Origin of the sequence: Pseudomonas sp. UBA3149 (genome assembly GCF_002364655.1) — a bacterium.
GTDB lineage: Bacteria > Pseudomonadota > Gammaproteobacteria > Pseudomonadales > Pseudomonadaceae > Chryseomonas > Chryseomonas luteola.
In genome coordinates, this window is the sequence record NZ_DEYV01000020.1 from 51,487 (window position 1) to 76,693 (window position 25,207).

The 25,207-nt window shown below is 53.7% G+C and carries 21 protein-coding genes; 3 read left to right on the plus strand and 18 right to left on the minus strand.

Features of this window, described 5'->3' with window-relative positions:
• Positions 1 to 43: 43 nt before the first annotated feature.
• The 4 genes from glmM to B3729_RS12815 form a co-directional block, all read right to left on the minus strand.
• Positions 44 to 1,381: a phosphoglucosamine mutase gene (gene glmM / locus B3729_RS12800; RefSeq protein ID WP_010796805.1), complete on the minus strand. Its 1,338-nt coding sequence runs from the start codon at positions 1,379 to 1,381 to the stop codon at positions 44 to 46.
• 15 nt (positions 1,382 to 1,396) lie between these two features.
• The gene (gene folP / locus B3729_RS12805; RefSeq protein ID WP_286788088.1) at positions 1,397 to 2,245 is read right to left on the minus strand and encodes a dihydropteroate synthase; all 849 of its coding nucleotides are present in this window, start codon (positions 2,243 to 2,245) and stop codon (positions 1,397 to 1,399) included.
• Between the two features lie 7 nt (positions 2,246 to 2,252).
• Complete coding sequence (gene ftsH, locus B3729_RS12810) at positions 2,253 to 4,163, minus strand: ATP-dependent zinc metalloprotease FtsH (RefSeq protein ID WP_019366086.1); 1,911 nt, start codon at positions 4,161 to 4,163, stop codon at positions 2,253 to 2,255.
• A 78-nt stretch (positions 4,164 to 4,241) separates the two neighbouring features.
• Positions 4,242 to 4,547: an SAM-dependent methyltransferase gene (locus B3729_RS12815; protein ID WP_312125553.1), complete on the minus strand. Its 306-nt coding sequence runs from the start codon at positions 4,545 to 4,547 to the stop codon at positions 4,242 to 4,244.
• Between the two features lie 267 nt (positions 4,548 to 4,814).
• Between B3729_RS12815 and yhbY the strand changes: the two genes are divergently transcribed.
• On the plus strand, positions 4,815 to 5,126 hold the full coding sequence (gene yhbY, locus B3729_RS12820) for a ribosome assembly RNA-binding protein YhbY (protein ID WP_010796801.1): 312 nt from the start codon (positions 4,815 to 4,817) through the stop codon (positions 5,124 to 5,126).
• Between the two features lie 179 nt (positions 5,127 to 5,305).
• Here the strand turns inward: yhbY and greA are convergent, their stop codons facing one another.
• The 8 genes from greA to grpE form a co-directional block, all read right to left on the minus strand.
• The gene (greA, locus tag B3729_RS12825) at positions 5,306 to 5,782 is read right to left on the minus strand and encodes a transcription elongation factor GreA (RefSeq protein ID WP_286788089.1); all 477 of its coding nucleotides are present in this window, start codon (positions 5,780 to 5,782) and stop codon (positions 5,306 to 5,308) included.
• Positions 5,779 to 9,000: a carbamoyl-phosphate synthase large subunit gene (carB, locus tag B3729_RS12830; RefSeq protein WP_286788090.1), complete on the minus strand. Its 3,222-nt coding sequence runs from the start codon at positions 8,998 to 9,000 to the stop codon at positions 5,779 to 5,781. Before carB ends, greA begins: the two co-directional genes overlap by 4 nt.
• A 19-nt stretch (positions 9,001 to 9,019) precedes the next feature.
• Positions 9,020 to 9,679 (minus strand): leucine efflux protein LeuE, encoded by a 660-nt coding sequence (gene leuE / locus B3729_RS12835; RefSeq protein ID WP_010796798.1) that lies wholly within the window; start codon positions 9,677 to 9,679, stop codon positions 9,020 to 9,022.
• A gap of 3 nt (positions 9,680 to 9,682) precedes the next feature.
• Positions 9,683 to 10,819, minus strand: coding sequence for a glutamine-hydrolyzing carbamoyl-phosphate synthase small subunit (carA, locus tag B3729_RS12840; RefSeq protein WP_125888616.1), 1,137 nt, complete (start codon positions 10,817 to 10,819; stop codon positions 9,683 to 9,685).
• Between the two features lie 255 nt (positions 10,820 to 11,074).
• Positions 11,075 to 11,881, minus strand: a complete 807-nt coding sequence (gene dapB, locus B3729_RS12845) for a 4-hydroxy-tetrahydrodipicolinate reductase (protein ID WP_010796796.1) — start codon at positions 11,879 to 11,881, stop codon at positions 11,075 to 11,077.
• A 60-nt stretch (positions 11,882 to 11,941) separates the two neighbouring features.
• Positions 11,942 to 13,072 (minus strand): molecular chaperone DnaJ, encoded by a 1,131-nt coding sequence (gene dnaJ / locus B3729_RS12850; RefSeq protein WP_010796795.1) that lies wholly within the window; start codon positions 13,070 to 13,072, stop codon positions 11,942 to 11,944.
• 116 nt (positions 13,073 to 13,188) lie between these two features.
• Positions 13,189 to 15,117, minus strand: coding sequence for a molecular chaperone DnaK (dnaK, locus tag B3729_RS12855; protein WP_286788091.1), 1,929 nt, complete (start codon positions 15,115 to 15,117; stop codon positions 13,189 to 13,191).
• A 91-nt stretch (positions 15,118 to 15,208) separates the two neighbouring features.
• Positions 15,209 to 15,778, minus strand: coding sequence for a nucleotide exchange factor GrpE (grpE, locus tag B3729_RS12860; protein WP_019366093.1), 570 nt, complete (start codon positions 15,776 to 15,778; stop codon positions 15,209 to 15,211).
• 194 nt (positions 15,779 to 15,972) lie between these two features.
• Between grpE and recN the strand changes: the two genes are divergently transcribed.
• Positions 15,973 to 17,640 carry a DNA repair protein RecN gene (gene recN / locus B3729_RS12865; protein ID WP_010796792.1) on the plus strand — a complete coding sequence of 556 codons (1,668 nt, stop codon included), beginning with the start codon at positions 15,973 to 15,975 and terminating at the stop codon, positions 17,638 to 17,640.
• Between the two features lie 61 nt (positions 17,641 to 17,701).
• Here the strand turns inward: recN and fur are convergent, their stop codons facing one another.
• Positions 17,702 to 18,106, minus strand: a complete 405-nt coding sequence (gene fur / locus B3729_RS12870) for a ferric iron uptake transcriptional regulator (protein ID WP_010796791.1) — start codon at positions 18,104 to 18,106, stop codon at positions 17,702 to 17,704.
• Between the two features lie 92 nt (positions 18,107 to 18,198).
• Between fur and B3729_RS12875 the strand changes: the two genes are divergently transcribed.
• Positions 18,199 to 18,747 carry an outer membrane protein assembly factor BamE gene (locus B3729_RS12875; RefSeq protein WP_010796790.1) on the plus strand — a complete coding sequence of 183 codons (549 nt, stop codon included), beginning with the start codon at positions 18,199 to 18,201 and terminating at the stop codon, positions 18,745 to 18,747.
• A 65-nt stretch (positions 18,748 to 18,812) separates the two neighbouring features.
• Here B3729_RS12875 and B3729_RS12880 read toward each other — a convergent pair whose 3' ends face one another.
• From B3729_RS12880 to B3729_RS12900, 5 genes are all read right to left on the minus strand, one after another.
• The gene (locus B3729_RS12880) at positions 18,813 to 19,748 is read right to left on the minus strand and encodes an NAD-dependent epimerase/dehydratase family protein (protein ID WP_286788092.1); all 936 of its coding nucleotides are present in this window, start codon (positions 19,746 to 19,748) and stop codon (positions 18,813 to 18,815) included.
• Positions 19,741 to 20,640, minus strand: coding sequence for a sugar nucleotide-binding protein (locus tag B3729_RS12885; protein ID WP_010796788.1), 900 nt, complete (start codon positions 20,638 to 20,640; stop codon positions 19,741 to 19,743). The genes B3729_RS12880 and B3729_RS12885 overlap by 8 nt, the downstream gene beginning before the upstream one ends.
• 106 nt (positions 20,641 to 20,746) lie before the next feature.
• The gene (yccS, locus tag B3729_RS12890; RefSeq protein WP_286788093.1) at positions 20,747 to 22,960 is read right to left on the minus strand and encodes a YccS family putative transporter; all 2,214 of its coding nucleotides are present in this window, start codon (positions 22,958 to 22,960) and stop codon (positions 20,747 to 20,749) included.
• A 251-nt stretch (positions 22,961 to 23,211) separates the two neighbouring features.
• Positions 23,212 to 23,724, minus strand: a complete 513-nt coding sequence (gene ssb / locus B3729_RS12895; protein WP_019366098.1) for a single-stranded DNA-binding protein — start codon at positions 23,722 to 23,724, stop codon at positions 23,212 to 23,214.
• Positions 23,725 to 23,748: 24 nt separating this feature from the next.
• On the minus strand, positions 23,749 to 25,137 hold the full coding sequence (locus B3729_RS12900; RefSeq protein WP_286788094.1) for an MFS transporter: 1,389 nt from the start codon (positions 25,135 to 25,137) through the stop codon (positions 23,749 to 23,751).
• Between the last annotated feature and the right edge of the window lie 70 nt (positions 25,138 to 25,207).

Below are 25,207 nucleotides of genomic sequence, written 5' to 3' on the forward strand. Positions count from 1 at the left end.
GGGCGCAGATATTATCTAAGTTTTTTTGCTTTGACAAGCCAAATCAAGCACATACCTCACTTACCAGCTTAGCCAAGGCTTCTGCATGCTTGTGAACCTGGCGTTCGTCGCTGCCTTCAACCATTACTCGAACAAGCGGTTCTGTTCCCGACTTACGCAGTAAAACACGCCCTTTACCCGCCATTTGCTCGGTCACCTCTGTACATGCTTTTTGTACGTCAGGATGGGCTAAGGGATCTACATCTCCGGAGTAGCGCACATTGATAAGCACTTGAGGATACTTTTTGAGGCCCTTACGCGCCTCTGCCAATGTTTGCCCAGCGCGCCTCAATGCCATCAAAACCTGCAAAGCGGAAATAATGGCATCGCCCGTTGTGGTGTACTGGCAACATACAATGTGACCAGAACTCTCGCCACCTAGCGTCCATTTCTTGGACAAGAGCTCAGCCATGACATAGCGGTCGCCGACCTTGGCCCTGGCAAATGGAATTCCCAACTCAGCCAGACCAAGCTCCAACCCCAGATTGCTCATCTGAGTACCCACGACCCCACCATCAAGGCGATTGCGGCCCTTGAGATCCTTCGCAATCAGGAACAAGAGCTCGTCCCCATCAACGATTGCGCCTGTATGATCAACCATCAACACACGATCACCATCGCCATCAAAGGCAATACCAAGGTCAGCATGCTGATCCCGCACAGCCTTCTGCAGCTCGCCTAAATGAGTAGAGCCGCAATTTTTGTTGATATTGAGACCATCTGGCTGAGCACCGATAACACTAACCTGAGCACCCAGCTCACGGAAGACACTTGGGGCAATCTTGTAAGTCGCACCGTGAGCACAGTCGACTACGATCCGCATACCAGCAAAACTGGTACCCGCTGGCACACTACTTTTGCAGAACTCTATATAGCGCCCTGCGGCATCATTGATACGAGACACTTTACCGATGCGAGCAGACTCCACAACAGTCATCGGCTGATCCAGTAACTCCTCAATCATCAGCTCTACCTCATCAGGCAACTTAGTGCCCAACCCGGAAAAGAACTTGATCCCGTTATCGTAGAACGGGTTATGGGAGGCACTGATAACAATGCCGGCATTAGCCTGGAATGTACGCGTAAGATAAGCGATACCTGGCGTTGGCATCGGCCCTAAAAGCATGACATCTGCGCCAGCGGCTGAAAGGCCGGCCTCAAGTGCAGATTCGAACATATAACCAGAGTTACGCGTATCCTTACCCACTAAGACACGACAGATACCCTGACTACGAAACGCAATGCCCGCAGCCCATCCCAACTTCAACATAAAGTCAGGCGTAATGGGATACTCACCTACGCGACCACGAATTCCATCTGTTCCAAAATACTTTCTAGCCATTGCTATCGCCTTGCCTTAAGCCTGCTCTACCGCAGCAATCATTTTTATAACATCAACCGTCTGCTCTACATCATGCACCCGGATAATACTGGCTCCCTTGGCAACCGCGAGTGCAGCTAAAGCGAGACTGCCATATAAACGCTCTTCGACAGGCCTGGTCAGGACCGCCCCGATCATGCTCTTACGTGAAACGCCTACTAACAGCGGCAACGCCAGCTCAAACAACTCTGGCATACGCTTGAACAGAACAAGGTTATGCTCAAGCGTTTTGGCAAACCCGAAGCCAGGATCAAGAATAAGTTGGTCGCGACGAATCCCTTCCTTTTCACAAGCAGCAACCCGCTCACTCAGGAAGGCAATCACATCGGTAACCACATCCTCATAATGAGGGTTTTGCTGCATTGTCCCAGGCTCACCCTGCATATGCATCAGACAGACAGGTAAGCCTGTTGCGGCGGCAGCCTCAAGCGCACCGGGACGCTTCAAGGCACGCACGTCATTAATCAGTCCCGCCCCCACCTTTGCACTCTCAAGCATCACCTGAGGTGAAGAGGTATCAACCGAAATGATAACGTCCAATTCTTTGGATATAGCTTCAACTACAGGCACTACCCGACTGAGCTCTTCGTCCTCTGAAACAGCAGGAGCTCCAGGCCTTGTTGACTCGCCGCCAATATCAACAAGGGTGGCACCTGCCGATACCAAAGCACGTGCATGAAACAGCGCGCTATCCAAGGTATTGAACCGGCCGCCATCAGAAAAGGAATCAGGGGTGACATTGAGGATCCCCATGACATGGGGATGTGATAAATCAAGAACCCGACTGCCGCAAAGCAGTCGGGTTTGGATTGAAACAGGAATCATGGAGAAATTAGTGCTCGCCTGCCGGTCCACCTATTGGTGTTTCGGGACGACTATCTCCTTGAGTAGCATTGGTGCCGGTAGGACCTGAACCGTCCTGCCAATCACGCGGCTCCCTCGGCACACGACCTGCCATGATGTCGTCGATCTGATCAGCATCAATCGTCTCGTACTTCATCAGAGCGTCAGACATCATTTCCAGCTTGTCTCGATTCTCATCCAACAGACGCTTGGCTGTGTTGTAACAGTCATTGATGATTCGCCGGATTTCAGAGTCGATCTCTTTGGCTGTCTCACCTGACATGCTGCCGCTACCACCACCCGAACCACGACCCAGGAAGCTTTCACTTTCTTCCTCACCGTAGAGTAGCGGGCCGAGCTTTTCAGACAAGCCCCACTTGGTGACCATATTGCGAGCCAACTGAGTAGCGCGCATGATGTCATTCGAAGCGCCAGTAGTGACACCTTCGAAGCCAAGCGTCATCTCCTCAGCGATTCGTCCTCCAAACAGCGAGCAGATCTGACTCTCCAGTGCCCGCTTGGACAGACTGTAACGATCCTCCTCAGGCAGGAACATGGTTACACCTAAAGCGCGTCCACGAGGAATAATCGAGACCTTGTAGACAGGGTCATGCTCAGGCACCAGGCGACCTACGATAGCGTGCCCCGCCTCGTGATAAGCAGTGTTGCGCTTCTCCTTCTCGGACATGACCATTGTCTTGCGCTCTGCGCCCATCATGATCTTGTCTTTGGCCAACTCGAATTCACGCATATCTACGGTGCGCTTATTGGAACGCGCTGCAAATAGAGAGGCTTCGTTTACCAGATTGGCAAGGTCAGCGCCCGAAAACCCCGGGGTGCCACGCGCAATAACAGCGGCATCCACACGATCTCCCATTGGAACTTTCCGCATGTGAACCTTAAGGATTTGCTCACGACCACGAATATCTGGAAGACCTACTACGACCTGACGATCGAAGCGACCCGGGCGTAGTAAAGCAGGGTCAAGTACATCAGGACGGTTGGTAGCAGCTATGACGATGATACCGTCATTCATTTCGAAGCCGTCCATCTCAACCAGCAATTGGTTCAGGGTCTGCTCACGCTCATCATGACCACCGCCCATACCCGCTCCACGGTGGCGGCCAACCGCATCGATCTCGTCGATAAAAATAATGCAGGGCGCATGTTTTTTCGCCTGATCAAACATGTCACGAACGCGGCTAGCACCAACGCCCACGAACATTTCAACGAAGTCGGAACCTGAGATAGTGAAAAAAGGTACCTTGGCCTCACCGGCAACAGCCTTTGCCAACAGGGTCTTGCCTGTACCGGGCGGACCTACCATCAGCACACCACGAGGAATACGTCCGCCCAGGCGCTGGAACTTACCGGGGTCACGTAGAAACTCTACCAGCTCAGTAACTTCTTCTTTTGCCTCGTCACAGCCAGCAACATCTGCGAACGTTGTTCGCACCTGATCTTCAGATAGTAGTCGTGCCTTGCTCTTTCCGAAGCTCATGGGGCCGCCGCGTCCACCTGCGCCGCCTTGCATCTGCCTCATGAAGAACATAAATACGGCAATGATCACCAGAATCGGGAAGCTCGCTACAAGTAGCTGCGTCCAGATGCTCTGCTGTTCAGGCATTTTGCCTTCAATGACCACATTATTGTTGACCAGATCACCAATCAGACCGTTGTCCTGAATAGCAGGCCGAACCGTCTTGAACGTATCGCCGCCACGATGTTTTCCCGTGATGACGTAACCGTCGACAGTCACACGCTCAACCTGACCGTCCTTCACTTGTTGAATGAAGTCAGAATAATTGAGCGTTTGCGGCTCATTGGGACTGGAGAAATTGTTCATCACCGTGACCAGTACGGCCGCGATGATGAGCCACAGAATCAGATTCTTTGCCATATCGTTCAATTGACTACCCTCTGAGCCGGCTTCGCTTGGAACCGTTCGTATCGAAACCGGCTATTGGCCGGTAAGTTACTACACAACGCTGACGCTGAGCAGCGGCCGTCTGTAACCCTTTATGAGATCCGTCGCTCTTCTCACTTTAGCTGAGACTTTCAGAAGAGTCTGCCGTTGCATCTGACTGCGCGTTACCTTTAGGCCTCGCACCAGCAAATACTGCTCATGCAGACGATCTTGTGACGCAGAAGACGTGCGCATAACAACCTTGTCGAAGTTCTCCCGCTCCAGCTTTAGGTAACTGCCAAACCCCTCGTCTTGAAATATTTTGATTAAGAATTCACCAGCCGGACGCAGTAGACACTGCGCAGGATCAGGCGTCAGCTTACAAAATACTTAGCTTGCAGCTGACTTACTGTACTCAAACCCCACATATTGGGGCCCTATCAGAAATAACAAGGTCTTCGGAAGCTCCACTAGTCGCCTCGCCAATTCGTTCAAAACTTTATGTTGCGCGAAAACACTCTGAACAATGTTACCTGAGCAAAAACACGCTGCTTTTCTGATCGAGCCACGCGTACTTTATCCTGTCCTTCTGGGCTATACCTAGCCGCTAGGGTACAATAGATACCTTTTCTCTGGGGTTTAATTATGGCTCTCAATCAAGAGCAGAAAAAGCAATTCAAATCTATCGGACACCATTTAAAGCCTGTATTGATAGTAGGTGAAAATGGTCTTACTGAAGGTGTACTGGCTGAGCTTGAGCGGGCACTCAACGATCATGAACTCATCAAGGTCAAGTTCAATTTAAGTGAGCGCGAAGATCGGCGAACCCTAATGGAAGAACTTTGCCAGTCCGCCAAATGCGACCTGATTCAGACCATTGGCAAAATGGCACTTATCTATCGCAAGGCTCAGCCGCAGAACCGTTCGCTTTCAAACGTAGTCCGCCACAGCCTGTAATGCCCGGGACGAATCAGGCATACAGATAACTGCATTCTGTCTGATGGGAAGAGAAAGCAGGCCCACCTTGGGCAGACCTCTCACCTTAATGCTTGTTCGACAAGTCATCTTTTGACAACCTGCCTACCCGCCTCCAATCGCTACCTCAAGGGAAGCGATTGGACAGCTGGCTACCTACATCAGATATGACGCACTTCGACGATTTCGTATTCAACATCGCCACCCGGGGTCTTGACGATCACCGCGTCGCCCTCTTGCTTGCCGATTAATGCGCGAGCAATTGGAGAACTAACCGAGATCTTGCCAGACTTTATATCTGCCTCGTCGTCACCAACGATCTGATACGTCACCGACTCGTCCGTATCAACGTTTATGATCTCAACGGTTGTACCAAAAATCACCTTGCCCGAGCGCGGAATCGTTGTGATATCGATTACCTGGGCATTGGATAAACGCCCTTCGATATCACGAATACGCGCCTCGACCATACCCTGCTGCTCGCGAGCCGCATGATATTCCGCATTTTCTTTCAAATCACCCAGCTCGCGCGCCTCGGCAATCGCCTGTGTAATTTGGGGACGAAGCTCCGCCTTGAGATGCTTGAGCTCTTCCTCCAGGGCGCGAGCGCCCTGGATTGTCATAGGATATTTGTTCATGCCTTGATTCCTGCATGTAAATCTTGAAGCCGGCGCACAGACTTTTCTGCACCAAACTTCAAAGTTTCACAAATCGCTTGGCCGCCTGCAAGCGTTGTCGTGCAGCAGATCTTGTGTTGAAGCGCATTCCGGCGAATTGAGTAGGAGTCAGCAATAGACTGACGACCTTCGGTTGTATTGATCACCAATGTAATTTCATCATTTTTGATCATGTCGACAACGTGTGGGCGACCTTCAGTAACCTTGTTAACACGGCGAACCGGCAGGCCAGCATCCTCAATGACACGGGCCGTACCAGCCGTAGCAACAACCTCAAAGCCCAGCTCAACCAGCTCTTTAGCGACTTCAGCGACAAAAGGCTTATCGTCATCCCGAACACTGATAAAGGCACAACCACTATTAGGAAGAATCTCACTCGCACCCAACTGGGCTTTCGAGAATGCCTCGGCGAAGCTGTCGCCTACGCCCATGACCTCTCCGGTAGATTTCATTTCTGGGCCGAGAAGCGGATCGACGCCAGGGAATTTGGCGAAGGGGAACACTGCCTCCTTAACACTGTAATAAGGCGGAATGATCTCCTTGGTAAACCCGATCTCTTCCAGGGTTTTACCCGCCATTACACGTGCCGCCACCTTGGCCAGTGACTCGCCAATGCACTTGGAAACGAATGGAACTGTACGGGAGGCACGCGGGTTTACTTCCAGCACATAAACATCGTTCCCCTGAAGGGCCAACTGCACGTTCATCAGTCCGACCACGCCAAGCTCCAGCGCCATTTTCCGGATCTGCTCACGCATTTCATCCTGTATGTGTGCCGGCAGGGAGTACGGAGGCAATGAGCACGCCGAATCACCCGAGTGGATACCCGCCTGCTCGATGTGCTGCATGATAGCGCCAATGACTACGTCCTTGCCGTCACATACTGCATCCACGTCTACTTCTATCGCACAGTTCAGAAAGTGATCCAGCAACACAGGGCTATCATTGGACACCTGCACCGCTTCACGCATGTAGCGCTTGAGTTCTTCTTCTTCGTAAACGATTTCCATGGCACGGCCACCCAACACATATGAAGGGCGAACCACCAACGGATAACCGATACGCTTGGCACCAGCAATCGCTTCTTCTTCGCTGCGAGCAGTAGCATTCGGCGGCTGGCGCAGATTCAAACGCTCGATCATCTGCTGGAAGCGCTCACGATCCTCAGCACGATCGATTGCATCGGGACTGGTACCGATAATCGGAACCCCGGCCTCCTCCAGCGCGCGAGCCAGCTTCAACGGTGTCTGGCCACCGAACTGAACGATTACACCCTTAGGCTGCTCGACACGCACGATTTCCAACACGTCCTCAAGCGTAACCGGCTCAAAATACAGGCGGTCAGACGTGTCGTAATCCGTCGACACGGTTTCGGGGTTGCAGTTGATCATGATGGTTTCATAACCATCTTCACGCATAGCCAGAGCCGCATGAACACAGCAGTAGTCGAACTCGATACCTTGTCCGATACGGTTGGGACCACCTCCAATCACCATGATCTTGTCACGGCTGGATGGGTTGGCCTCACACTCCTCCTCATACGTGGAGTACATGTACGCAGTGTCGGTCGCGAACTCTGCGGCGCAGGTATCGACACGCTTGTAGACTGGGAGCACTTCCAGCTTGTAGCGATGGCGACGCAGGCTTTTTTCCGTCACACCGAGCAGCTTGGCCAGACGTGCATCTGAGAAGCCCTTGCGCTTGAGCTTCCACATGAGATTACGATCGATATCCGCCAACCCCAGGGTTTTGACCTTTTCTTCATCCTTGATCAGGTCTTCGATCTGTACCAGGAACCACGGATCGATCTTGGTCAGCTCAAACACACGCTCAACGCTCAAACCACGACGGAACGCATCTCCGACGTACCAGATACGCTCTGCGCCAGGCACTGTAAGTTCGCGCCTGAGAATGCTATCGGCTTCAGGATCTTCTGGATTGAGCTTGGGATCAAATCCGTTTACGCCAACCTCCAGGCCACGCAATGCTTTTTGGACCGATTCCTGGAAGGTACGACCGATCGCCATTACCTCACCCACCGATTTCATCTGGGTAGTCAGGCGGGCATCAGCCTTAGGGAATTTCTCAAAGGCAAAGCGCGGTATCTTGGTTACGACATAGTCGATAGCCGGCTCGAACGATGCTGGGGTGCGCCCACCGGTAATGTCGTTCTGCAGCTCGTCCAGCGTGTAGCCAACTGCGAGTTTGGCTGCAATTTTGGCAATCGGGAAACCTGTGGCCTTGGATGCCAGCGCTGAAGAGCGGCTGACACGTGGGTTCATCTCGATGACAACCATGCGACCTGTATCAGGGCAGATACCGAACTGCACGTTGGAGCCACCGGTTTCTACACCAATTTCACGCAGCACCGCCAGGGAGGCGTTACGCATGATCTGGTATTCCTTATCGGTTAGCGTCTGCGCAGGCGCAACGGTGATGGAGTCGCCCGTATGCACCCCCATAGGATCGAAGTTTTCGATGGAGCAGACGATGATGCAGTTGTCCTTTTTGTCGCGGACAACTTCCATTTCGTATTCCTTCCAACCGATCAGAGACTCATCGATCAAAAGCTCGTTGGTTGGTGAAAGGTCCAGACCGCGAGAGCAAATCTCTTCGAATTCTTCACGGTTATAGGCAATACCGCCACCACTGCCACCCATAGTGAAGGATGGGCGGATGATGCAAGGGAAACCAACCTGCTCCAGCACGCCGTACGCCTCTTCCATGCTGTGGGCAATACCCGAGCGCGGACAGGCCAGGCCGATGGCACGCATGGCCTTGTCGAAACGGGAGCGGTCCTCTGCCTTATCAATCGTATCAGCATTGGCACCGATCATTTCGACGCCAAACTTTTCCAGGACGCCATGACGTTCAAGGTCCAGCGCACAGTTCAACGCTGTCTGGCCACCCATGGTAGGCAGCAGCGCGTCAGGGCGCTCTTTCTCAATGATTTTAGCTACCGTCGCCCACTTGATAGGCTCGATGTAGGTCGCATCAGCCATGGATGGGTCAGTCATAATGGTGGCCGGATTGGAGTTCACCAGAATGACGCGGAAACCTTCTTCTTTCAGGGCCTTACAGGCCTGTGCACCGGAGTAATCGAATTCGCAGGCCTGGCCGATAACGATAGGGCCGGCACCGAGGATCAGGATGCTCTTTATGTCTGTACGCTTGGGCATGGGATTCTCGTTGCAGTAATCAAGTCAGAGTTGCGGTCGCCAGCTTCACACCAAAGCCAACGAATAATGCGCCTACACCAGTATTGGCACTGGCGGCGAGCCGCTGCCGCTGGCGGAACCAGGCCGCCAAACGCACACCGGTAAAAATCAGAAAACTGAGGTATATCGCGCTAATCACTTCAAGGATCAGCCCGAGCACCCCGAATGCCAACCCTGGATGAGCGTACCCGGGATCGACAAACTGTATGAAGAAAGACACAAAGAACAAAATGGCCTTTGGATTCGACAAACTCAATAGAAGTGCCTTTCTAAAAGGCTTGTCGATGCCCTCTTCTTGAGTCTGCTGCTCAATGGGCGACAGGGGATAACGCCACTGACGCCAAGCGCCACGTAATATTCCTACACCTAGATACAGTAGATAAGCTGCGCCCAGGTACTTGAGTCCCATGAAAAACAGGGGCTCGGCTTTCAGGAGTGAGGCTACTCCCAACGCGGATAGCGTCATAAGCAACGCATCCCCAAAGAAGACGCCAAAGGCAGCACGATAACCGGCTGCAACGCCTCTTCTTGCAGAGGACGCCAGCACAAAGAGGGAGTTGGGACCGGGCAGCAATACGACGAAAATCACACCCGCTATATATGTCCAAAGGTCAGTGATACCCAACTCCGACCAGGCCATTTATTAACGCCGCCCCGCCATGGCATTGATGAAGCGATCAAACAGTGGCGCCACATCATGCGGCCCCGGACTTGCTTCCGGATGACCCTGGAAGCTGAACGCGACCTTATCAGTACGCTCGATGCCCTGGAGGGTACCGTCGAACAGCGACTTGTGAGTTGCACGAACGTTGCCCGGCAATGTCGCTTCATCTACAGCAAAACCGTGGTTTTGACTGGTGATCATCACAACACCCGTATCGAGGTCCTGCACCGGGTGGTTTGCACCATGGTGCCCGTTAGGCATTTTCACTGTACGCGCACCAGAGGCCAACGCTAAAAGCTGATGCCCCAAACAGATACCAAAAACGGGAATGTCTGTTTCGAGCACTTCCTGAATAGCCTGGATTGCATAATCACAGGGCTCAGGATCTCCCGGACCATTGGCTAGGAATATACCATCAGGATTTAACGCCAAGGCTTCGCTAGCTGGGGTTTGCGCGGGCAGAACAGTAATTCGGCAGCCGCGAGCAACCAGCATCCTGAGGATGTTGTATTTGACACCGTAGTCAAACGCAACCACATGGTAAGGCAACTGGTCAGCCGGAATCTCTGGAGCACTATCTGTCTCCAGACCCCAAACAGAGCGGCGCCATTCGTAGGACTGCTTGACGCTCACCTCTTTGGCAAGATCCATTCCCTTGAGGCCTGGGAACGCACGGGCTGCTTCAAGCGCCTGCGCCTCAGTGATGTCATCACCTGCAAGAATGCAACCGTTTTGAGCGCCCTTTTCACGCAGAATACGGGTCAGCTTGCGGGTATCGATTCCAGCAATGGCTACAGTCTGATTGGCACGAAGATAGTCAGGAAGTGACTGCTTGTTACGCCAGTTGCTGGCTACCAGGGGGAGATCACGAATAATCAGGCCGGAGGCCCATACCTGATTGGCCTCACCGTCTTCAGGTGTCGTACCGGTGTTGCCAATATGAGGATAAGTGAGGGTTACGAGTTGCTTGGCATAGGAAGGATCGGTGAGGATTTCCTGATAGCCGGTCATAGCGGTATTAAACACCACCTCACCGACTGTAAGACCGTCGGCACCGATGGATTCTCCGTGGAAAATCGTGCCATCGGCAAGTGCGAGAATGGCTGGCTTAGTCAAGAGACCTCCCAAAATCTAGTCTGAAGAGGCAAACGCAGGCTGTAAAAAAGCGGGATGTGGTATGAACCGCATCCCGCTTTTTTATTAGATCATGCTGCGCTGGCTTTAGTGGACACACTAAAGCTGCATTATACGGAAATTATTTGAGCAAATCCACACTTATTGATGCAGCTCATCGCCTTAGATGCCAAAACGAAACTAGATAATCTAAAGCACCTCTAAGCGCATCCCATAAGCGCCTAGCGAAAAGATAATTTAACGCAGCCCTAAAACATCCTGCATGTCGTAAAGGCCAGGCTCTTTCCCCTCCAGCCACAGGGCTGCGCGGACCGCACCCTTTGCAAAGGTCATGCGACTTGACGCCTTGTGGGTAATCTCGACTCGCTCGCCCTCGGCAGCAAACAATACCGTATGGTCTCCAACCACATCGCCCGCCCGGACAGTAGCAAAACCAATCGTCTTGCGGTCACGTGCTCCGGTCTGCCCCTCACGACCGTATACAGCCACCTCATTCAGATCTCGACCCAAGGCTTGCGCAACGACCTCACCCATACGTAACGCTGTACCGGAAGGAGCATCGACTTTATGCCGGTGGTGAGCCTCGATAACTTCAATGTCAACTTCATCTCCAAGAACACGAGCAGCCGTGTCAAGAAGCTTCAAACACAGGTTGACGCCTACACTGAAATTGGCTGCAAACACGATCGGAACCTGTTTACTCGCCTCCATGAGCATAAGTTTCTGCTCTGCAGTAAAGCCGGTGGTTCCAATGACCATGGCCTTGCCTGCCTGACGGCAATAAGTCAGATTCTGTAGCGTTACGGTTGGATGAGTAAAATCAATCAGCACATCGAACTCATCGGCAACCCGCGCCAGATCGCCAGATAAAGGCACACCGATACGACCAATGCCAGCCAACTCACCGGCATCTGCTCCAACCAGGGTACTGTCAGGACGATCCACCGCTGCCGTCAGTCCCGCCGCACCACTGGTTTGCTGCACGGCTTCAACCAGCGTCTTACCCATGCGCCCGGCGGCGCCCATTACTGCTATACGTCGCATTGTTATGCTCCATGCCGCTAGCAACAGGCCGACACGCCGCCAGGCCTGTGCCCGCCTAGCTTATAGATCGTCGAAAAAACGCTTCATACCATCGAACCACCCACTGGCACGCGGCGAGTGCGAGCTATTGCCTTGAAGTGTATTACGGAACTCTTCGAGCAGCTCACGCTGGCGCTTGTCCAGATTGACAGGCGTCTCGACCACCACACGGCACATCAGATCACCCGCACCACCCCCGCGCACAGGCACAACACCCTTACCGCGCAAGCGGAACATTTTGCCTGTCTGGGTGGCTTCTGGAATCTTGAGCTTCACGCGACCGTCGAGCGTTGGCACTTCCAGCTCGCCTCCTAGCGCCGCATCGGCAAAGCTGATCGGCACTTCACAGTAGAGATGCTTACCGTCACGCTGGAAGATGGCATGCTCACGAACGTTCACAACCACGTATAGATCGCCGGCCGGCCCACCCATCGTTCCCGCCTCGCCCTCGCCAGAAAGGCGGATGCGGTCACCGGTATCAACACCTGCCGGAACCTTGACCGACAGCGTCTTCTGCTCTTCGATACGCCCCTGACCATGACAGGTCTGGCATGGCTCAGGAATGATCTTGCCAGTGCCATGACACCGCGGACAGGTCTGCTGAACCGAAAAGAAGCCTTGCTGCATGCGAACCTGACCAATACCACCACAGGTAGTACAGGTAGTTGGCGACGTGCCGGGCTTTGCACCGCTGCCATCACAGGTCTTACACCCGACCAGTGTTGGGACACGGATCGTGACATTAGTGCCACGCACAGCCTCTTCAAGGTCTAGATCCAGCGTATAACGCAGGTCTGCGCCACGCTGCGGACCACCACGTCCTCCTCCACGAGCGTTACCAAAGAAGTCACTAAACACATCGCCAAATATGTCGGAGAAGCTGGCACCTGCCGCTCCGGCGCCGAAGCCACCAGCCCCCATGCTGGGATCAACCCCTGCATGCCCATATTGGTCGTATGCAGAGCGCTTACCCGCATCGGACAGCACTTCATAGGCCTCATTGGCCTCTTTGAATTTTTCCTCAGCGGCCTTATCGCCCGGATTACGGTCCGGGTGATATTTCATCGCAAGGCGCCTGTAAGCCTTTTTCAGGTCAGCATCACTAGCGCCACGCTCGACACCAAGAATCTCGTAATAATCACGCTTGGCCATAAGTTTCCTGCACCTTCATTTTTCAACCCTCCAGACACGCCAACGCGGGAGGCAGGCTCCCGCGCAGCGGATCAGGCAGGTCAAGTGACCTGCCGGGGCTCAAGCAAGCGCGAGGCTTACTTATTGTCCTTGACCTCTTCGAACTCGGCATCCACAACGTCATCGCCGGCAGGCTTGTCGCTGCTGTTGGTATCTGCCTTGGCTGCGCCTTCTGCATTTGGAGCAGGCTGCTCAGCATACATCTTCTGAGCCAACGGAGCAGAAGCCTGAGACAAAGCGTTCATCTTGGCCTCGATGGCCTCTTTGTCATCACCCTTCACCGCTGCTTCAAGCTCACCAAGAGCTTTTTCGATGGCCGCTTTTTCGTCAGCGCTCGCCTTGTCACCCGCTTCGGTAAGCATCTTGCGCGTGCCGTGCGCCAGCGCATCGCCCTGGTTACGTGCAGTTACCAGCTCTTCGAACTTACGGTCCTCATCAGCATTGGCTTCGGCATCACGAACCATCTGCTGGATCTCTTCTTCGGAAAGACCAGAAGACGCCTTGATGATAATGGACTGCTGCTTACCAGTGGCCTTGTCCTTGGCAGACACATGCAGAATACCGTTGGCATCAATATCGAATGTGACCTCGATCTGCGGTACGCCACGGGGTGCTGGCGGAATCTCAGCCAGGTCAAACTTACCCAGGGACTTGTTCTGTGCAGCCTGCTTACGCTCACCCTGCAGCACATGAATAGTCACAGCGCTCTGGTTATCATCTGCCGTCGAGAACACCTGCGACTTTTTGGTTGGAATCGTAGTGTTTTTCTCGATCAGCGGAGTCATCACGCCGCCCATGGTTTCGATGCCCAGCGTCAGCGGACTTACGTCTAGCAGCAGAACGTCTTTAACGTCACCTGCCAGTACGGCACCCTGAATCGCAGCGCCAATAGCTACCGCTTCGTCAGGATTGACATCTTTACGTGCTTCCTTGCCAAAGAACTCAGCTACGCGCTTCTGAACCAGAGGCATACGCGTCTGACCACCAACCAGGATCACCTCATCGATGCTGGACACATCGATACCGGCATCCTTTAGCGCCGTGCGGCAGGGCTCGATGGTGCGCTCGACCAAGTCCTCAACCAGCGACTCCAGCTTGGCACGAGAGATCTTCACGTTCAGGTGCTTGGGACCTGTTGCGTCTGCGGTAATGTACGGCAGGTTCACATCAGTCTGTTGAGCAGAAGAAAGCTCGATCTTGGCTTTCTCAGCAGCTTCTTTCAGACGCTGCATAGCCAGCGGATCACCCTTGAGGTTGATGCCGCTTTCTTTTTTGAATTCATCTACTAGATAGTCGATCAGACGAATATCGAAGTCTTCACCACCCAGGAAGGTATCACCATTGGTCGCCAGTACTTCGAACTGGTGTTCCCCATCCACTTCCGCGATTTCAATCACGGACACGTCGAAGGTACCGCCACCCAGATCGTACACGATAACGGTGTGGTCGCCCTTGGCCTTGTCCAGGCCATACGCCAGCGCAGCAGCCGTCGGCTCGTTGATGATTCGCTTAACATCCAACCCTGCGATACGACCGGCATCCTTGGTAGCCTGACGCTGGCTGTCATTGAAGTAGGCCGGAACGGTAATTACCGCTTCGCTTACTGTCTCGCCCAGGTAATCCTCGGCGGTTTTCTTCATCTTTTTCAGCACTTCGGCAGAAATCTGCGGAGGAGCCATCTTCTGGCCCTTCACTTCTACCCACGCATCACCATTGTCTGCCTTGACGATGCTGTAAGGCACCATCTGGATATCTTTCTGTACCACATTCTCTTCGAAGCGGCGGCCGATCAGACGCTTGACGGCGTACAGCGTGTTTTGCGGGTTAGTCACCGCCTGACGCTTAGCAGGCTGACCTACCAGTGTTTCGCCATCGTTGGTGTAGGCAATAATGGACGGCGTGGTGCGAGCGCCTTCAGCGTTCTCAAGCACCTTTACATTGCCGTTTTCGAGGATGGCCACGCAGGAGTTGGTCGTCCCCAGGTCGATACCAATGATCTTACCCATGTTCACTCTCCAGAAATCTTGATTCCATGCGATCCGTCTGCGGATCTTTTTTGCTCGGTTGTTTCACCAAATGGGGATCGAGCAGATTATTTCAAGCCTTTTCGTTAATTGTCGGCTGCTGATTCGAAGGTGCTTTGCTAACAACCACCATGGCCGGACGCAACAGGCGCCCATTGATGGAATAGCCCTTCTGGAATACTTTCAGCACGCTGCCCGGCTCGACATTGGCACTTTCTTCCATTGCCATAGCCTGGTGATGCTCTGGATTAAAGGGCGCACCATGCGGATCAATGACCTCTACCTGGTAACGCTTGAGCGTGTCCTGGAAAACCTTGAGCGTCAGCTCCATGCCTTCACGCATGGGACGCAGCGCCTCGTTGTTGGCATCCGACATCTCAAGACCACGCTCAAGGCTATCGATCACAGCCAATAGGTCGCCCGCGAACTTTTCCAAGGCAAACTTGTGCGCTTTCTCGACATCCTGCTCAGCGCGGCGACGGACGTTCTGCAACTCAGCCGCGCTACGCAGCATCTGATCTTGTGCAGCCGCTAACTGCTCTTCCAATGACGCTACGCGAGCAGCCAGGTCATCTCCCTGAGAAGCCTGGGCGTCTTGATTGGTTTCAGGCTTTTGAATATCTGGATTTTGTTCGTCAGCCATGTCGTCCTCCTGTCGAATCAGTTGGCAGGCGAGGCGCCATATAAAGCGCTGCAAAGCCTGCGGTTCTGCCCGCTATATGGGGCCGGCATTTAAAGCTTCAAGGGTTGAGCTTATTGCCAGAACGAAAAGAAAAACTGTATAAATGAACACCACTGAATAAATAACCAGATCAACAGATTTCGGAGCCCACCCACATGCTGGTGCATCTGTCCGTCCGTAATTACGCGATTGTTGAACATCTCGATCTTGAACTTGAGCGTGGCATGACAGTGATTACCGGCGAAACGGGCGCCGGCAAATCGATCATGCTCGATGCGCTCGGCCTTACCATGGGCGACAGGGCAGATAGCGGCGTAGTACGCCCTGGCGCTGACAAGGCGGACATCCTGGCCACCTTTGATCTGAAACGCATCCCCGAGGCGCAAAGCTGGCTGGCTGAGCGAGACCTTGATAATGATGGGTTGTGTATTTTGCGCCGTGTTATTACAGCCGAAGGCCGCTCACGGGCCTACATCAACGGGTCGCCCTGCCCTCAAGGGGACCTTAAGGCATTGGGCAGCCTGCTCATCGACATCCATAGCCAGCATGAACATCAGTCTCTGCTGAAAACGGATACCCATCGCCGCTTGCTGGATGAATTTGCCGAGGCAAAAGAGCTGGCACGCCAGGTACAGCTGGCTTCACAGCGGTGGCGCCAGACCAAGCAAACCCTTGAGCGACTGTCGAGTAGCAGTGAAGAACAACGAGCTCGCTATCAGTTGCTGAGTTACCAGCTTGAAGAGCTGGCAAATCTCGCTTTGAGCGAAGGAGAAATCGAAGCACTTGAACAGGAGCAGAAGACACTAGCCAGCGCAGAGCAGCTTCTTGTTGCCTGTCGTCAGGTCATCGACCTATGCAGTGAGGGTGAAGGCGGCAACGTCCTGTCGGCCCTGAACACAAGCACTCACCGCCTGGGCGGATTCAGTCATGCGCCCAAACCGCTGGAGGAAGCGACAAACCTGATTGGTTCGGCGCAGATACAGATCGAAGAAGCCGTGTCCGAACTCAACCGCTTTATCGATAACTTCGAGGCCGATCCAGAGCGCCAACAGGTAGTACAGGAGCGCCTGGATGCCATCTACACCATGGCGCGTAAACATCGCGTACAGCCCGAAGAACTTGTTCACTTGCAGACACAGCTTCAGAGTGAGCTCGAGTCGCTTAATGCTGATGATGCAGCGGTTGAGCGCCTCCAGGAAGAGCTGGCAGCGTATGCACGTCATTATCAAGAAAAGGCCAATGAACTGAGCGAACGGCGACAAACCCGTGCGCCCGAGTTGGCGGCAGCCGTAGAGACAGAGATGCAGCGCCTCGGCATGCCTGGCGGTCGTTTCTCTATTACGCTACAGCCTGAACCCTCAGACGACCTGCAACCTTACGGTCAAGAAACGGTGGAGTTTCGCGTAAGCGCAAACCCTGGTCAGCCGTTGAAAACTCTGGCTAAGGTAGCGTCAGGAGGCGAGCTGTCTCGTATCAGCTTGGCCATTCAGGTCATCACAGCCCAGACGTCACGCGTCCCTACGCTTGTATTCGACGAAGTGGATGTAGGGATCGGCGGGCCTACCGCTGAAATTGTAGGTCAATTGCTACGACGCCTCGGCGAAGATGGACAGGTTTTAACCGTTACTCACCTGCCACAAGTAGCGGCTCAGGGACATCACCACCTCTTTGTTCACAAGGAGCGTGGCGTCAGTGAAACACGGACGGCGGTTGCGATACTCGACAAACAGCGCCGCATTGAGGAAGTGGCCCGCATGCTAGGGGGCATCGACCTAACGCGCGAATCCCTTGCGCATGCCAAAAAGATGGTTACAGCGAAATAACAGCGTTAAGACGAAACAAAAACAGCGGCAAAGGCCGCTGTTTTTTATTGCGCAGCAAGGCTTATTTTCTTTTTTTGACGTACAGCACAAGATTGTGATCGACCAGCTCATAGCCGTGCTCCTCAACAATCTCACGCTGACGCTTTTCGATTGAGGCATCGGTGAACTCGATGACCTCGCCTGAGTCTACACACACCATATGATCATGATGTCCCGTATCCGCCAGCTCAAACACGGCATGACCGCCATCGAAATTGTGGCGATCCACCAGTCCAGCGGCTTCAAACTGGGTCAATACACGATAAACAGTAGCGAGTCCGACATCCTCGCCGGCCTCCATTAACGCCTTGTATACATCTTCAGCACTCATATGGCGCTGACCGGCGGAATCCAGCATTTGCAGGATCTTGACCCTTGGAAGAGTCACTTTTAGCCCGGCTTTACGGAGCTCGTTATTTTCAACCATGTTCTTTCTCGGCTTCGAACGCTTCGCAGCACTTCGGAATGCAGGTATGATCAGAGTTCATTGCCTAGCAAGATAGTGGAAGTCTTCCCCCGATGCAAAACCTCAAGCTAACGCTGACCGGGCTTACCTTTCTGAGCCTCGCCACGCTCGCCGGATGTTCTTTTCCGGGGGTCTACAAAATTGATATCCAGCAGGGCAACGTTGTCACGCAGGACATGATAGACCAGCTTCGCCCAGGAATGACCCGACGACAAGTAAGGTTTATCATGGGGAGCCCCCTGATTACCGATACTTTTCACGCTAATCGCTGGGATTACCTCTATAGCATGCAGCCGGGTGGCGGTCAGCGCCAGCAGGAGCGTGTGAGCCTGGTTTTCGATGACAGCGATCATCTTGTAGGCCTCGCCGGCGACTTCAAACCGGGTGTTACTCGGGAACAGGAAATCATGGGCACAGACGGTCAAACCGCTGCCCCAGAGACTTCCAGCCCAGCGGACCAGCCCGCTCAACAACAACCTCAGCAGCCGGTTGATCAACCGCCAGCACCTGGCTCAGTTGAAGAGCAGATCCAGCAGGAAATCGATAGAACACAGTCGACTCCAGTCCCTACGCCAGCCCCCATTGATACACAGAACGAATAGATTCCATTATCTATTTCAAATAAAAAAGCCCCGGTTGACAGGGCTTTTTTATGGGGGCGCCATGGTTAGCTGTCTGTCTTTAACAACAGGCTCAGCCCCTCACGTATAGACGTAACGTGATCAAAAGTGAAATATGCCTTGAGACGCGAGTTATCTGCTTTTGAATGACGGATATCACCTGCGCGTGTTGCTGCATGTGTGATCTTGGGAAGACCGCCTACTAAGTCGCCAACTTCCTGTAACAATTGATTCAGGCTAACGACTTGGCCGTGTCCTACGTTGACAGGCCCAACCACGGGTTCAGCGCTTTCAAGACCTTGGACAATAAGCCCTACCAGATCGCCCACATATACAAAATCGCGGGTCTGTTCGCCATCGCCGTAAACGGTTATTGGCTCTCCCTGACGTGCTCGATCTGTAAAAATACTGATGACCCCCGAGTATGGTGAAGACGGATCCTGCCGAGGGCCATATATATTGAAGAACCGGAAGACGACCGGCTCCAGAGCGTGCTCACGGCGGTAGAAATCAAAGTAATACTCGCCAGCCAGCTTATCAGCTGCATAGGGCGTAAGCGGCGCCTTGGGCGTTTCCTCGGCAATGGCCTGTCCTTCTCCGTTCGGCCCATATACCGCAGCACTTGAAGCAAAAACCACACGGCGAACATGATGCTTGCGCATGGCTTCGCAGACATTCAACGTGCCTATAAAATTGCTCTGATGCGTACTAACTGGGTTGTCTACCGACGCCTGAACAGAGGCGACAGCCGCCAAATGCACAACAGCACAGCAACCTGTCATCGCTTGGTGGACCGTATCGGTATCGGCCACGTCCCCTTGAATGATTTCCAACCAAGCATTATCTGCTGGGAGATTGTCCCGTTTACCGGTAGAGAAATCGTCCAGTACCCGGACACGTTTGCCTTTGGCTAGTAGCACATCAACCAGATGAGAACCGATGAACCCGGCTCCGCCCGTTATGAGAATTGGTTGCTCAGTCATGGCGACTTCCTGTTTGCCGATAATAACGGTCCAGCAAAGCGGACATTCCGCTACGCCAGTTACGCGGCTTGACGCCAAACGTGTTCAAAATCTTTCTGCAAGCTAACACTGCATTTTGCGGCTCTTCAGAAGCATCAAGAGTCGCGCCATGAGCTCTTGGCTCAAGGTTCGGCTCTGGCATCCCGTGCAGAGTCAGGGCCTCGGCAATAATCGCCTGTCCCAGCGTCAATTGAGTAACAGCCTCAATACCGCCGTAATGATAGGTCCCCCACAGAGGAGCACTGCAATCCAGTTGCTTGATGACGGCTAGGATAACCCGCCCGGCGTCATCGACAGGGGTTGGGCTTCCACGACGGTCATCAGCAAGCGGCATCAATTGCCCTACCTCAGCCCGCGACAGGAAACGGTCCAGTTCACCTTGCGGGCTTTCATCCAGAAGCCATCCCAATCGCAACAGAACATGCTGGGGGCACAAGGCACGTACTGTTTGCTCTATAGTCAATAGCGCCTGTCCGCGCACACCAAGAGGATTGGGCTCATCTTTCTCGCTATACGCACTCGCTCTACTCCCATCGAAAACACGGTAGCTGGAGGGCTGTATCAAGGCAATTGAGTAATGTTGGCAGAGTTCAGCCAGCCGCTCGATAGCGCTGGCCTGCCGAGAGAGCTGGTCATCATCGACGTGCTCGGCCTGAAACCAGTCGAAATAATAGGCCAGGTTGATAATTACATCGGGACGGGTGTCATCAAGCAACTGAGTCAGGTGGCTGGCGTTCCAGCCCTGCGCTGGCGGACGAGGTGCAAGAAAGTGAATATCTTCTTCAGCACCCAGACGGATCAGCGCCTGACCCAGGGCATTACCGCCGCCCAACAGCATGAGGCGCATGCGCATGGAGTTCGGGTATCTTCCAAAATCTAATCATAAATGGCGTGCCTGAAAACAGGCACGCCGACAGTGTCATCATTGTGCAGCATAGCGGAAGCTTTCGTCATCCGCGTCAGGATGGGACAGCCTCAACGGTTGTCTCATCTTCGGTATTTTCTTTTGGCGCACGTAGCACATAGGCCGCTGCGCTCTTGAGGTTGGGTAGCAGACGGCTGATCAAGGCCAATTGGGTCAGTACCAGACGATGCCCATCGTCAAGATCATCCGGAAACTGTTCCAGCTCATCAGCCAAGGCATTTTCTTCTTCTGCCGTAGGCACCAGAGAACGCCGCTCATTGAGCGCTTGGGCTATTTCAAGCAGCCCTGCGCTCAAGCGGTCCATGGCTTTTTCAATCAGGACATCTACGGGATGCTCAGCCAGCTGTATACGGTGAGCCCCTAATGCTGAGAGATAACCCAACAAGGTATTGGATAGCGCCAGAAAGCGAAACCCTGCCTCTAAATTACGGCGAAAATGCCCAGGCTCTCGCAACATGTTAGCCAGTGCTGCCGATAACGTCGCGTCTGCGTTGTGTACGTTACGCCGCGCCACCCGGTAGTTCAGATCATCCCGCTTGCCGTGGCGATACTGGTCGATAACGCTACGCAGGTAGTTATTGCTGGTCAGCAGTGTGTTGGCCATCACCTGATGCAAGCGTCTTCCCTGCCAGTCGGGCAAGATAAAGAAGACAGCCAATACTGCAATTAGGCAACCGATAAGGGTATCGATCAGACGCGGCCAGATCAGGCCGAAACCATCGCCCACCTGGTTGAAGCAGAACAGCACCATGACCGTGATAGCCGCTGTGGCGATGGTATATCGATCGGTCCGGGTCACGAAAAAGACCGTACCTGCGATAACCGCCAACGACAGCTGAGCCTCGGTACTGCCAAAAAGCTGCAGCAAGGCATTTCCCAACAATAGACCTATGACGGTACCCACTATTCGCTGAACCAGGCGCACCCGTGTAGCGCCATAATTTGGACGGCATACGAAAACAGTCGTGAGCAATATCCAATAGCCGTAGTTCGGGTGAATCAGATGCAAGATGCCATAGCCGGCAGCCAGAGCAATAGCCATTCTCAGCCCATGGCGAAACAGAAGCGATGTTGGCGTAAGTTGCAGCCGTATGCGTTGCAACATGTCCTTGAGGGAGCGCGGCGTTGGATCAAGCAGGCTGGTATCCAACTCTCCTATATTGACATCAGGCTGGCTGGCATTGGAAAGCTGGCGCTCCAGAGTCGTCAGATTGGTGGATAACGAATCCAGAGAACGTAACAGTCCACGCCAACGGGGGTTGTTCTGCTGTTTGAGGTGTTCGATCGATGCGTGCAGATCAGCCATAGCCTGATGACTCTGCTGGCCATACTCAAAGGGCTGACGCAATCGAGTAGCCTCACCTAGCAAGGCACAAGCCTTTGCCTGCAGACTCAGCAACCGCTGGCAACGAAACAGTACATCGCTATGGAAAAACGCCTCGGTCAATGCGCTATAAGGATAATGGGAAGAGCTGGCCCGCTCGTGAATATCCTGAGCCATGAAATAGAGCTTGAAATAGAACCCCGAACGTACGCCTGGTCTACCTGAGCGGCCAAAGCGAATCAGAATAGTGGCCTTGGCCTTGTTCAGTGCATCGACAACACGCCCATTCTGCTGCGCCAGTTTCAAACGGCGCTCATGGAGATCTACCTGACGCACCGGCTCAAGCAGATCAGCCTTGTAGCGTAGAAAGAGACCCAGTTCATAATACAAAGCTGCTAGGTGCTGCCGCACCGGCTGATGTGCAAACAAGGCACACCATAGCACCGATAGAAAGCCGTACCACGTTGCGCCCGCCAACAAAAGCGCGGGCTCATGCCAGATCGGCACCTCGCCTCCAAGCCGCTGATCCACGCCGATCATTCCGTAGATGGACAAGATCACTGTTGCTTGGGCTATTGAGCCATACCGCTCGCCAAGCGCGCCCAGCAACGTCAACAAGAATGTAGCCAGCGCCAGCCCGCAGACAAAGACCCAAGGATAAGGGAACAGTATCTCCACAGAAAACGCAGCGATAGTAAAGCAGACCAGCGTTACCAGCAGGGACTTCAGTCGTCCCAGCCAATTGTCATCGGTCTCGGCCAGGGCACAGGCAATAATTCCGAGAAAGACAGGAGAAATGGAGCGTAGATCCCCTAGATACCAGCATACGGCCATAGCCCCTGTCAGGGCGACAAACACACGAACACTGTAGCTGGCCTTATCATGGGCCCACAAATGACGCAGAGGTTTGCCGAATAAAGTCATAGTGAGGCTTCGTTAGCTCCGTTGTGCCTCTTCAGCGAGGCTGTTACCAATAGACGCTGGGCAAAGAGGAAAAGACATCCTACAGATGAAAGTGTTTTTATTGTTTCCAGGCCAATCCACCAATACAAGGACAAGCAGCCTCAAAGATCGGCTCGAACAGGAATAACTGAAGCACACGTCTTGAGCGGTAAAAATAAAAAAGCCCAACTCTTTCAAGTCGGGCTTTTCGTTCAGAACCAGCTCAATACCTATCAGAAGGGGATATCGTCATCAAAGCTGTCGTAGTCTGGTGCCGGCTGCTGCGGCGCAGGTGCCGGACGGTTTTCACGCTGAGGCGCCGCAGCTTGCTGGGGACGAGGTGCCCGAGGCGCCTGTTGAGTCTGATTGTATTCATCGCCACCACCAGCAGACGCGCCACCACGGCCGCCCAGGAGCTGCATGGTACCGTTGATATCTACCACGATCTCGGTGGTATAGCGGTCCTGTCCGTCCTGGCCCTGCCACTTACGGGTGCGCAAGCTACCTTCCACATAGACCTGTGAGCCTTTACGCAGGTATTCCCCGGCAATTTCAGCCAACTTACCAAAGAAAACCACGCGGTGCCACTCGGTACGCTCTTGCTGCTGGCCGGTCTGCTTGTCTTTCCAGCTATCACTGGTTGCCAGCGTGACATTGGTCACTGCATTGCCATTGGGCATATAACGAGTTTCCGGGTCGCCGCCGACGTTCCCGACCAGGATTACTTTATTAACACCACGAGCCATTTACTTCTCCTGAAATCTTATCAATCAATAAGCTGCCGGCGCGGGATTTACCAACCGCTCCAAGGCCTCACGATTGACCTGTTTGGTATCTATTTTAACGTAGACCGCAGCTTCTTCCGTTACGACTACCGCGTCGGTAACGCCGGGCAAAGCCATTAGCCTATCAGTCAATGCCGCATCCTGGGCAACGGATGGTGCCAACGGCATGCGCAGACTGGTGACATAAGGGGGTTCGCGCATCGTAACAGCTATTAGCAGCCAAACGACACAAAGCGCCGCACACCCTAGAAAAACGGTATTCAACCCCCCATGCTGGAACAGCCAGCCGCCCAGAATGCCACCGGCCGCCGAACCTAGAAACTGACTGGTGGAATAGATGCCCATTGCCGTCCCCTTTCCTCCAGCAGGGGCCACCTTGCTTACTAGCGAGGGCAGTGAAGCTTCCAACAGATTAAAGGCAGCAAAGAACACAACGATACCAATTACCAGTGCCGTCAGACTTTCATCAAAGGCAAAGAAAAACAGCTCACACAAAGCCAGTACCGCAATAGCGCCCACGAGCACCCGCTTCATCTGCCGCTTCTTTTCGCCATAGATGATAAAGGGCACCATGGCAAAGAACCCTACGACCAAGGCAGCCAGATAAACCCACCAGTGCTGCTCCTTGGGCAACCCGGCATGCTCAGCCAGCGCCAATGGCAGCGCTACAAAGCTGGACATCAGCACGGCATGCAATACGCCAATGCCAAGGTCCAGGCGCAAAAGGTCCTTGTTGCGCAACGTTTTGCCTAATGCCTGTTTGGCAACACTGGACTCGCGATGTTGCATGACGCGCGACCCCTTGGGCACGAGGAAAAGAATCAACAGGAGTCCAATCAGCGCCAGCGCAGAAGTCGCCCAGAAGAGACCTGACAAACCAAACGAGCGCGTCAGCAGAGGACCGGACACCATTGCAACCGCAAAGGACACGCCAATACTCATTCCAATGGTAGCCATGGCCTTCGTACGATGCTGTTCGCGAGTCAGATCGGACAGCAGTGCCATCACGGCGGCAGAAATAGCTCCGCCCCCTTGAATGACACGACCCAGAATAACACCCCATATGCTGTGCGCATTAGCAGCCACTGCAGCACCTGCAGCAAACACCAGCAGGCCGGCAATGATAACCGGCCGCCGACCAATACGATCAGAAAGCGTACCGAAGGGAATTTGCAGTACAGCCTGGGTCAAACCATAAGCACCGATTGCCAAACCGATGAGGGCTGGCGTCGCATCTGCCAGCTCCTGACCATAGGTGGCCAGCACCGGTAACACCATGAACATACCAAGCATGCGAAAGGCAAACACAAGGGCCAGTCCGACCGCCGCGCGGCGCTCTAAAGCGCTCATGCGGTCGCTGAGCTTATCGTGCATGAATACTCCTCTTGTCGGCACCTCAAAATTCATCGTGCCGGATAACTTTAAAAATAGCGAAAGAATGACC

Excerpts from the sequence above, each read along its gene's own strand:
- carB (WP_286788090.1), bottom strand. The coding sequence starts at position 9,000 with ATGCCCAAGCGTACAGACATAAAGAGCATCCTGATCCTCGGTGCCGGC.
- ftsH (WP_019366086.1), bottom strand. The coding sequence starts at position 4,163 with ATGGCAAAGAATCTGATTCTGTGGCTCATCATCGCGGCCGTACTGGTC.
- dapB (WP_010796796.1), bottom strand. The coding sequence starts at position 11,881 with ATGCGACGTATAGCAGTAATGGGCGCCGCCGGGCGCATGGGTAAGACG.
- dnaK (WP_286788091.1), bottom strand. The coding sequence starts at position 15,117 with ATGGGTAAGATCATTGGTATCGACCTGGGGACGACCAACTCCTGCGTG.
- recN (WP_010796792.1), top strand. The coding sequence starts at position 15,973 with ATGCTGGTGCATCTGTCCGTCCGTAATTACGCGATTGTTGAACATCTC.
- grpE (WP_019366093.1), bottom strand. The coding sequence starts at position 15,778 with ATGGCTGACGAACAAAATCCAGATATTCAAAAGCCTGAAACCAATCAA.
- yccS (WP_286788093.1), bottom strand. The coding sequence starts at position 22,960 with ATGACTTTATTCGGCAAACCTCTGCGTCATTTGTGGGCCCATGATAAG.
- B3729_RS12885 (WP_010796788.1), bottom strand. The coding sequence starts at position 20,640 with ATGCGCATGCGCCTCATGCTGTTGGGCGGCGGTAATGCCCTGGGTCAG.
- leuE (WP_010796798.1), bottom strand. The coding sequence starts at position 9,679 with ATGGCCTGGTCGGAGTTGGGTATCACTGACCTTTGGACATATATAGCG.
- folP (WP_286788088.1), bottom strand. The coding sequence starts at position 2,245 with ATGATTCCTGTTTCAATCCAAACCCGACTGCTTTGCGGCAGTCGGGTT.
- fur (WP_010796791.1), bottom strand. The coding sequence starts at position 18,106 with ATGGTTGAAAATAACGAGCTCCGTAAAGCCGGGCTAAAAGTGACTCTT.
- yhbY (WP_010796801.1), top strand. The coding sequence starts at position 4,815 with ATGGCTCTCAATCAAGAGCAGAAAAAGCAATTCAAATCTATCGGACAC.
- B3729_RS12875 (WP_010796790.1), top strand. The coding sequence starts at position 18,199 with ATGCAAAACCTCAAGCTAACGCTGACCGGGCTTACCTTTCTGAGCCTC.
- greA (WP_286788089.1), bottom strand. The coding sequence starts at position 5,782 with ATGAACAAATATCCTATGACAATCCAGGGCGCTCGCGCCCTGGAGGAA.
- ssb (WP_019366098.1), bottom strand. The coding sequence starts at position 23,724 with ATGGCTCGTGGTGTTAATAAAGTAATCCTGGTCGGGAACGTCGGCGGC.
- B3729_RS12900 (WP_286788094.1), bottom strand. The coding sequence starts at position 25,137 with ATGCACGATAAGCTCAGCGACCGCATGAGCGCTTTAGAGCGCCGCGCG.
- glmM (WP_010796805.1), bottom strand. The coding sequence starts at position 1,381 with ATGGCTAGAAAGTATTTTGGAACAGATGGAATTCGTGGTCGCGTAGGT.
- B3729_RS12880 (WP_286788092.1), bottom strand. The coding sequence starts at position 19,748 with ATGACTGAGCAACCAATTCTCATAACGGGCGGAGCCGGGTTCATCGGT.
- dnaJ (WP_010796795.1), bottom strand. The coding sequence starts at position 13,072 with ATGGCCAAGCGTGATTATTACGAGATTCTTGGTGTCGAGCGTGGCGCT.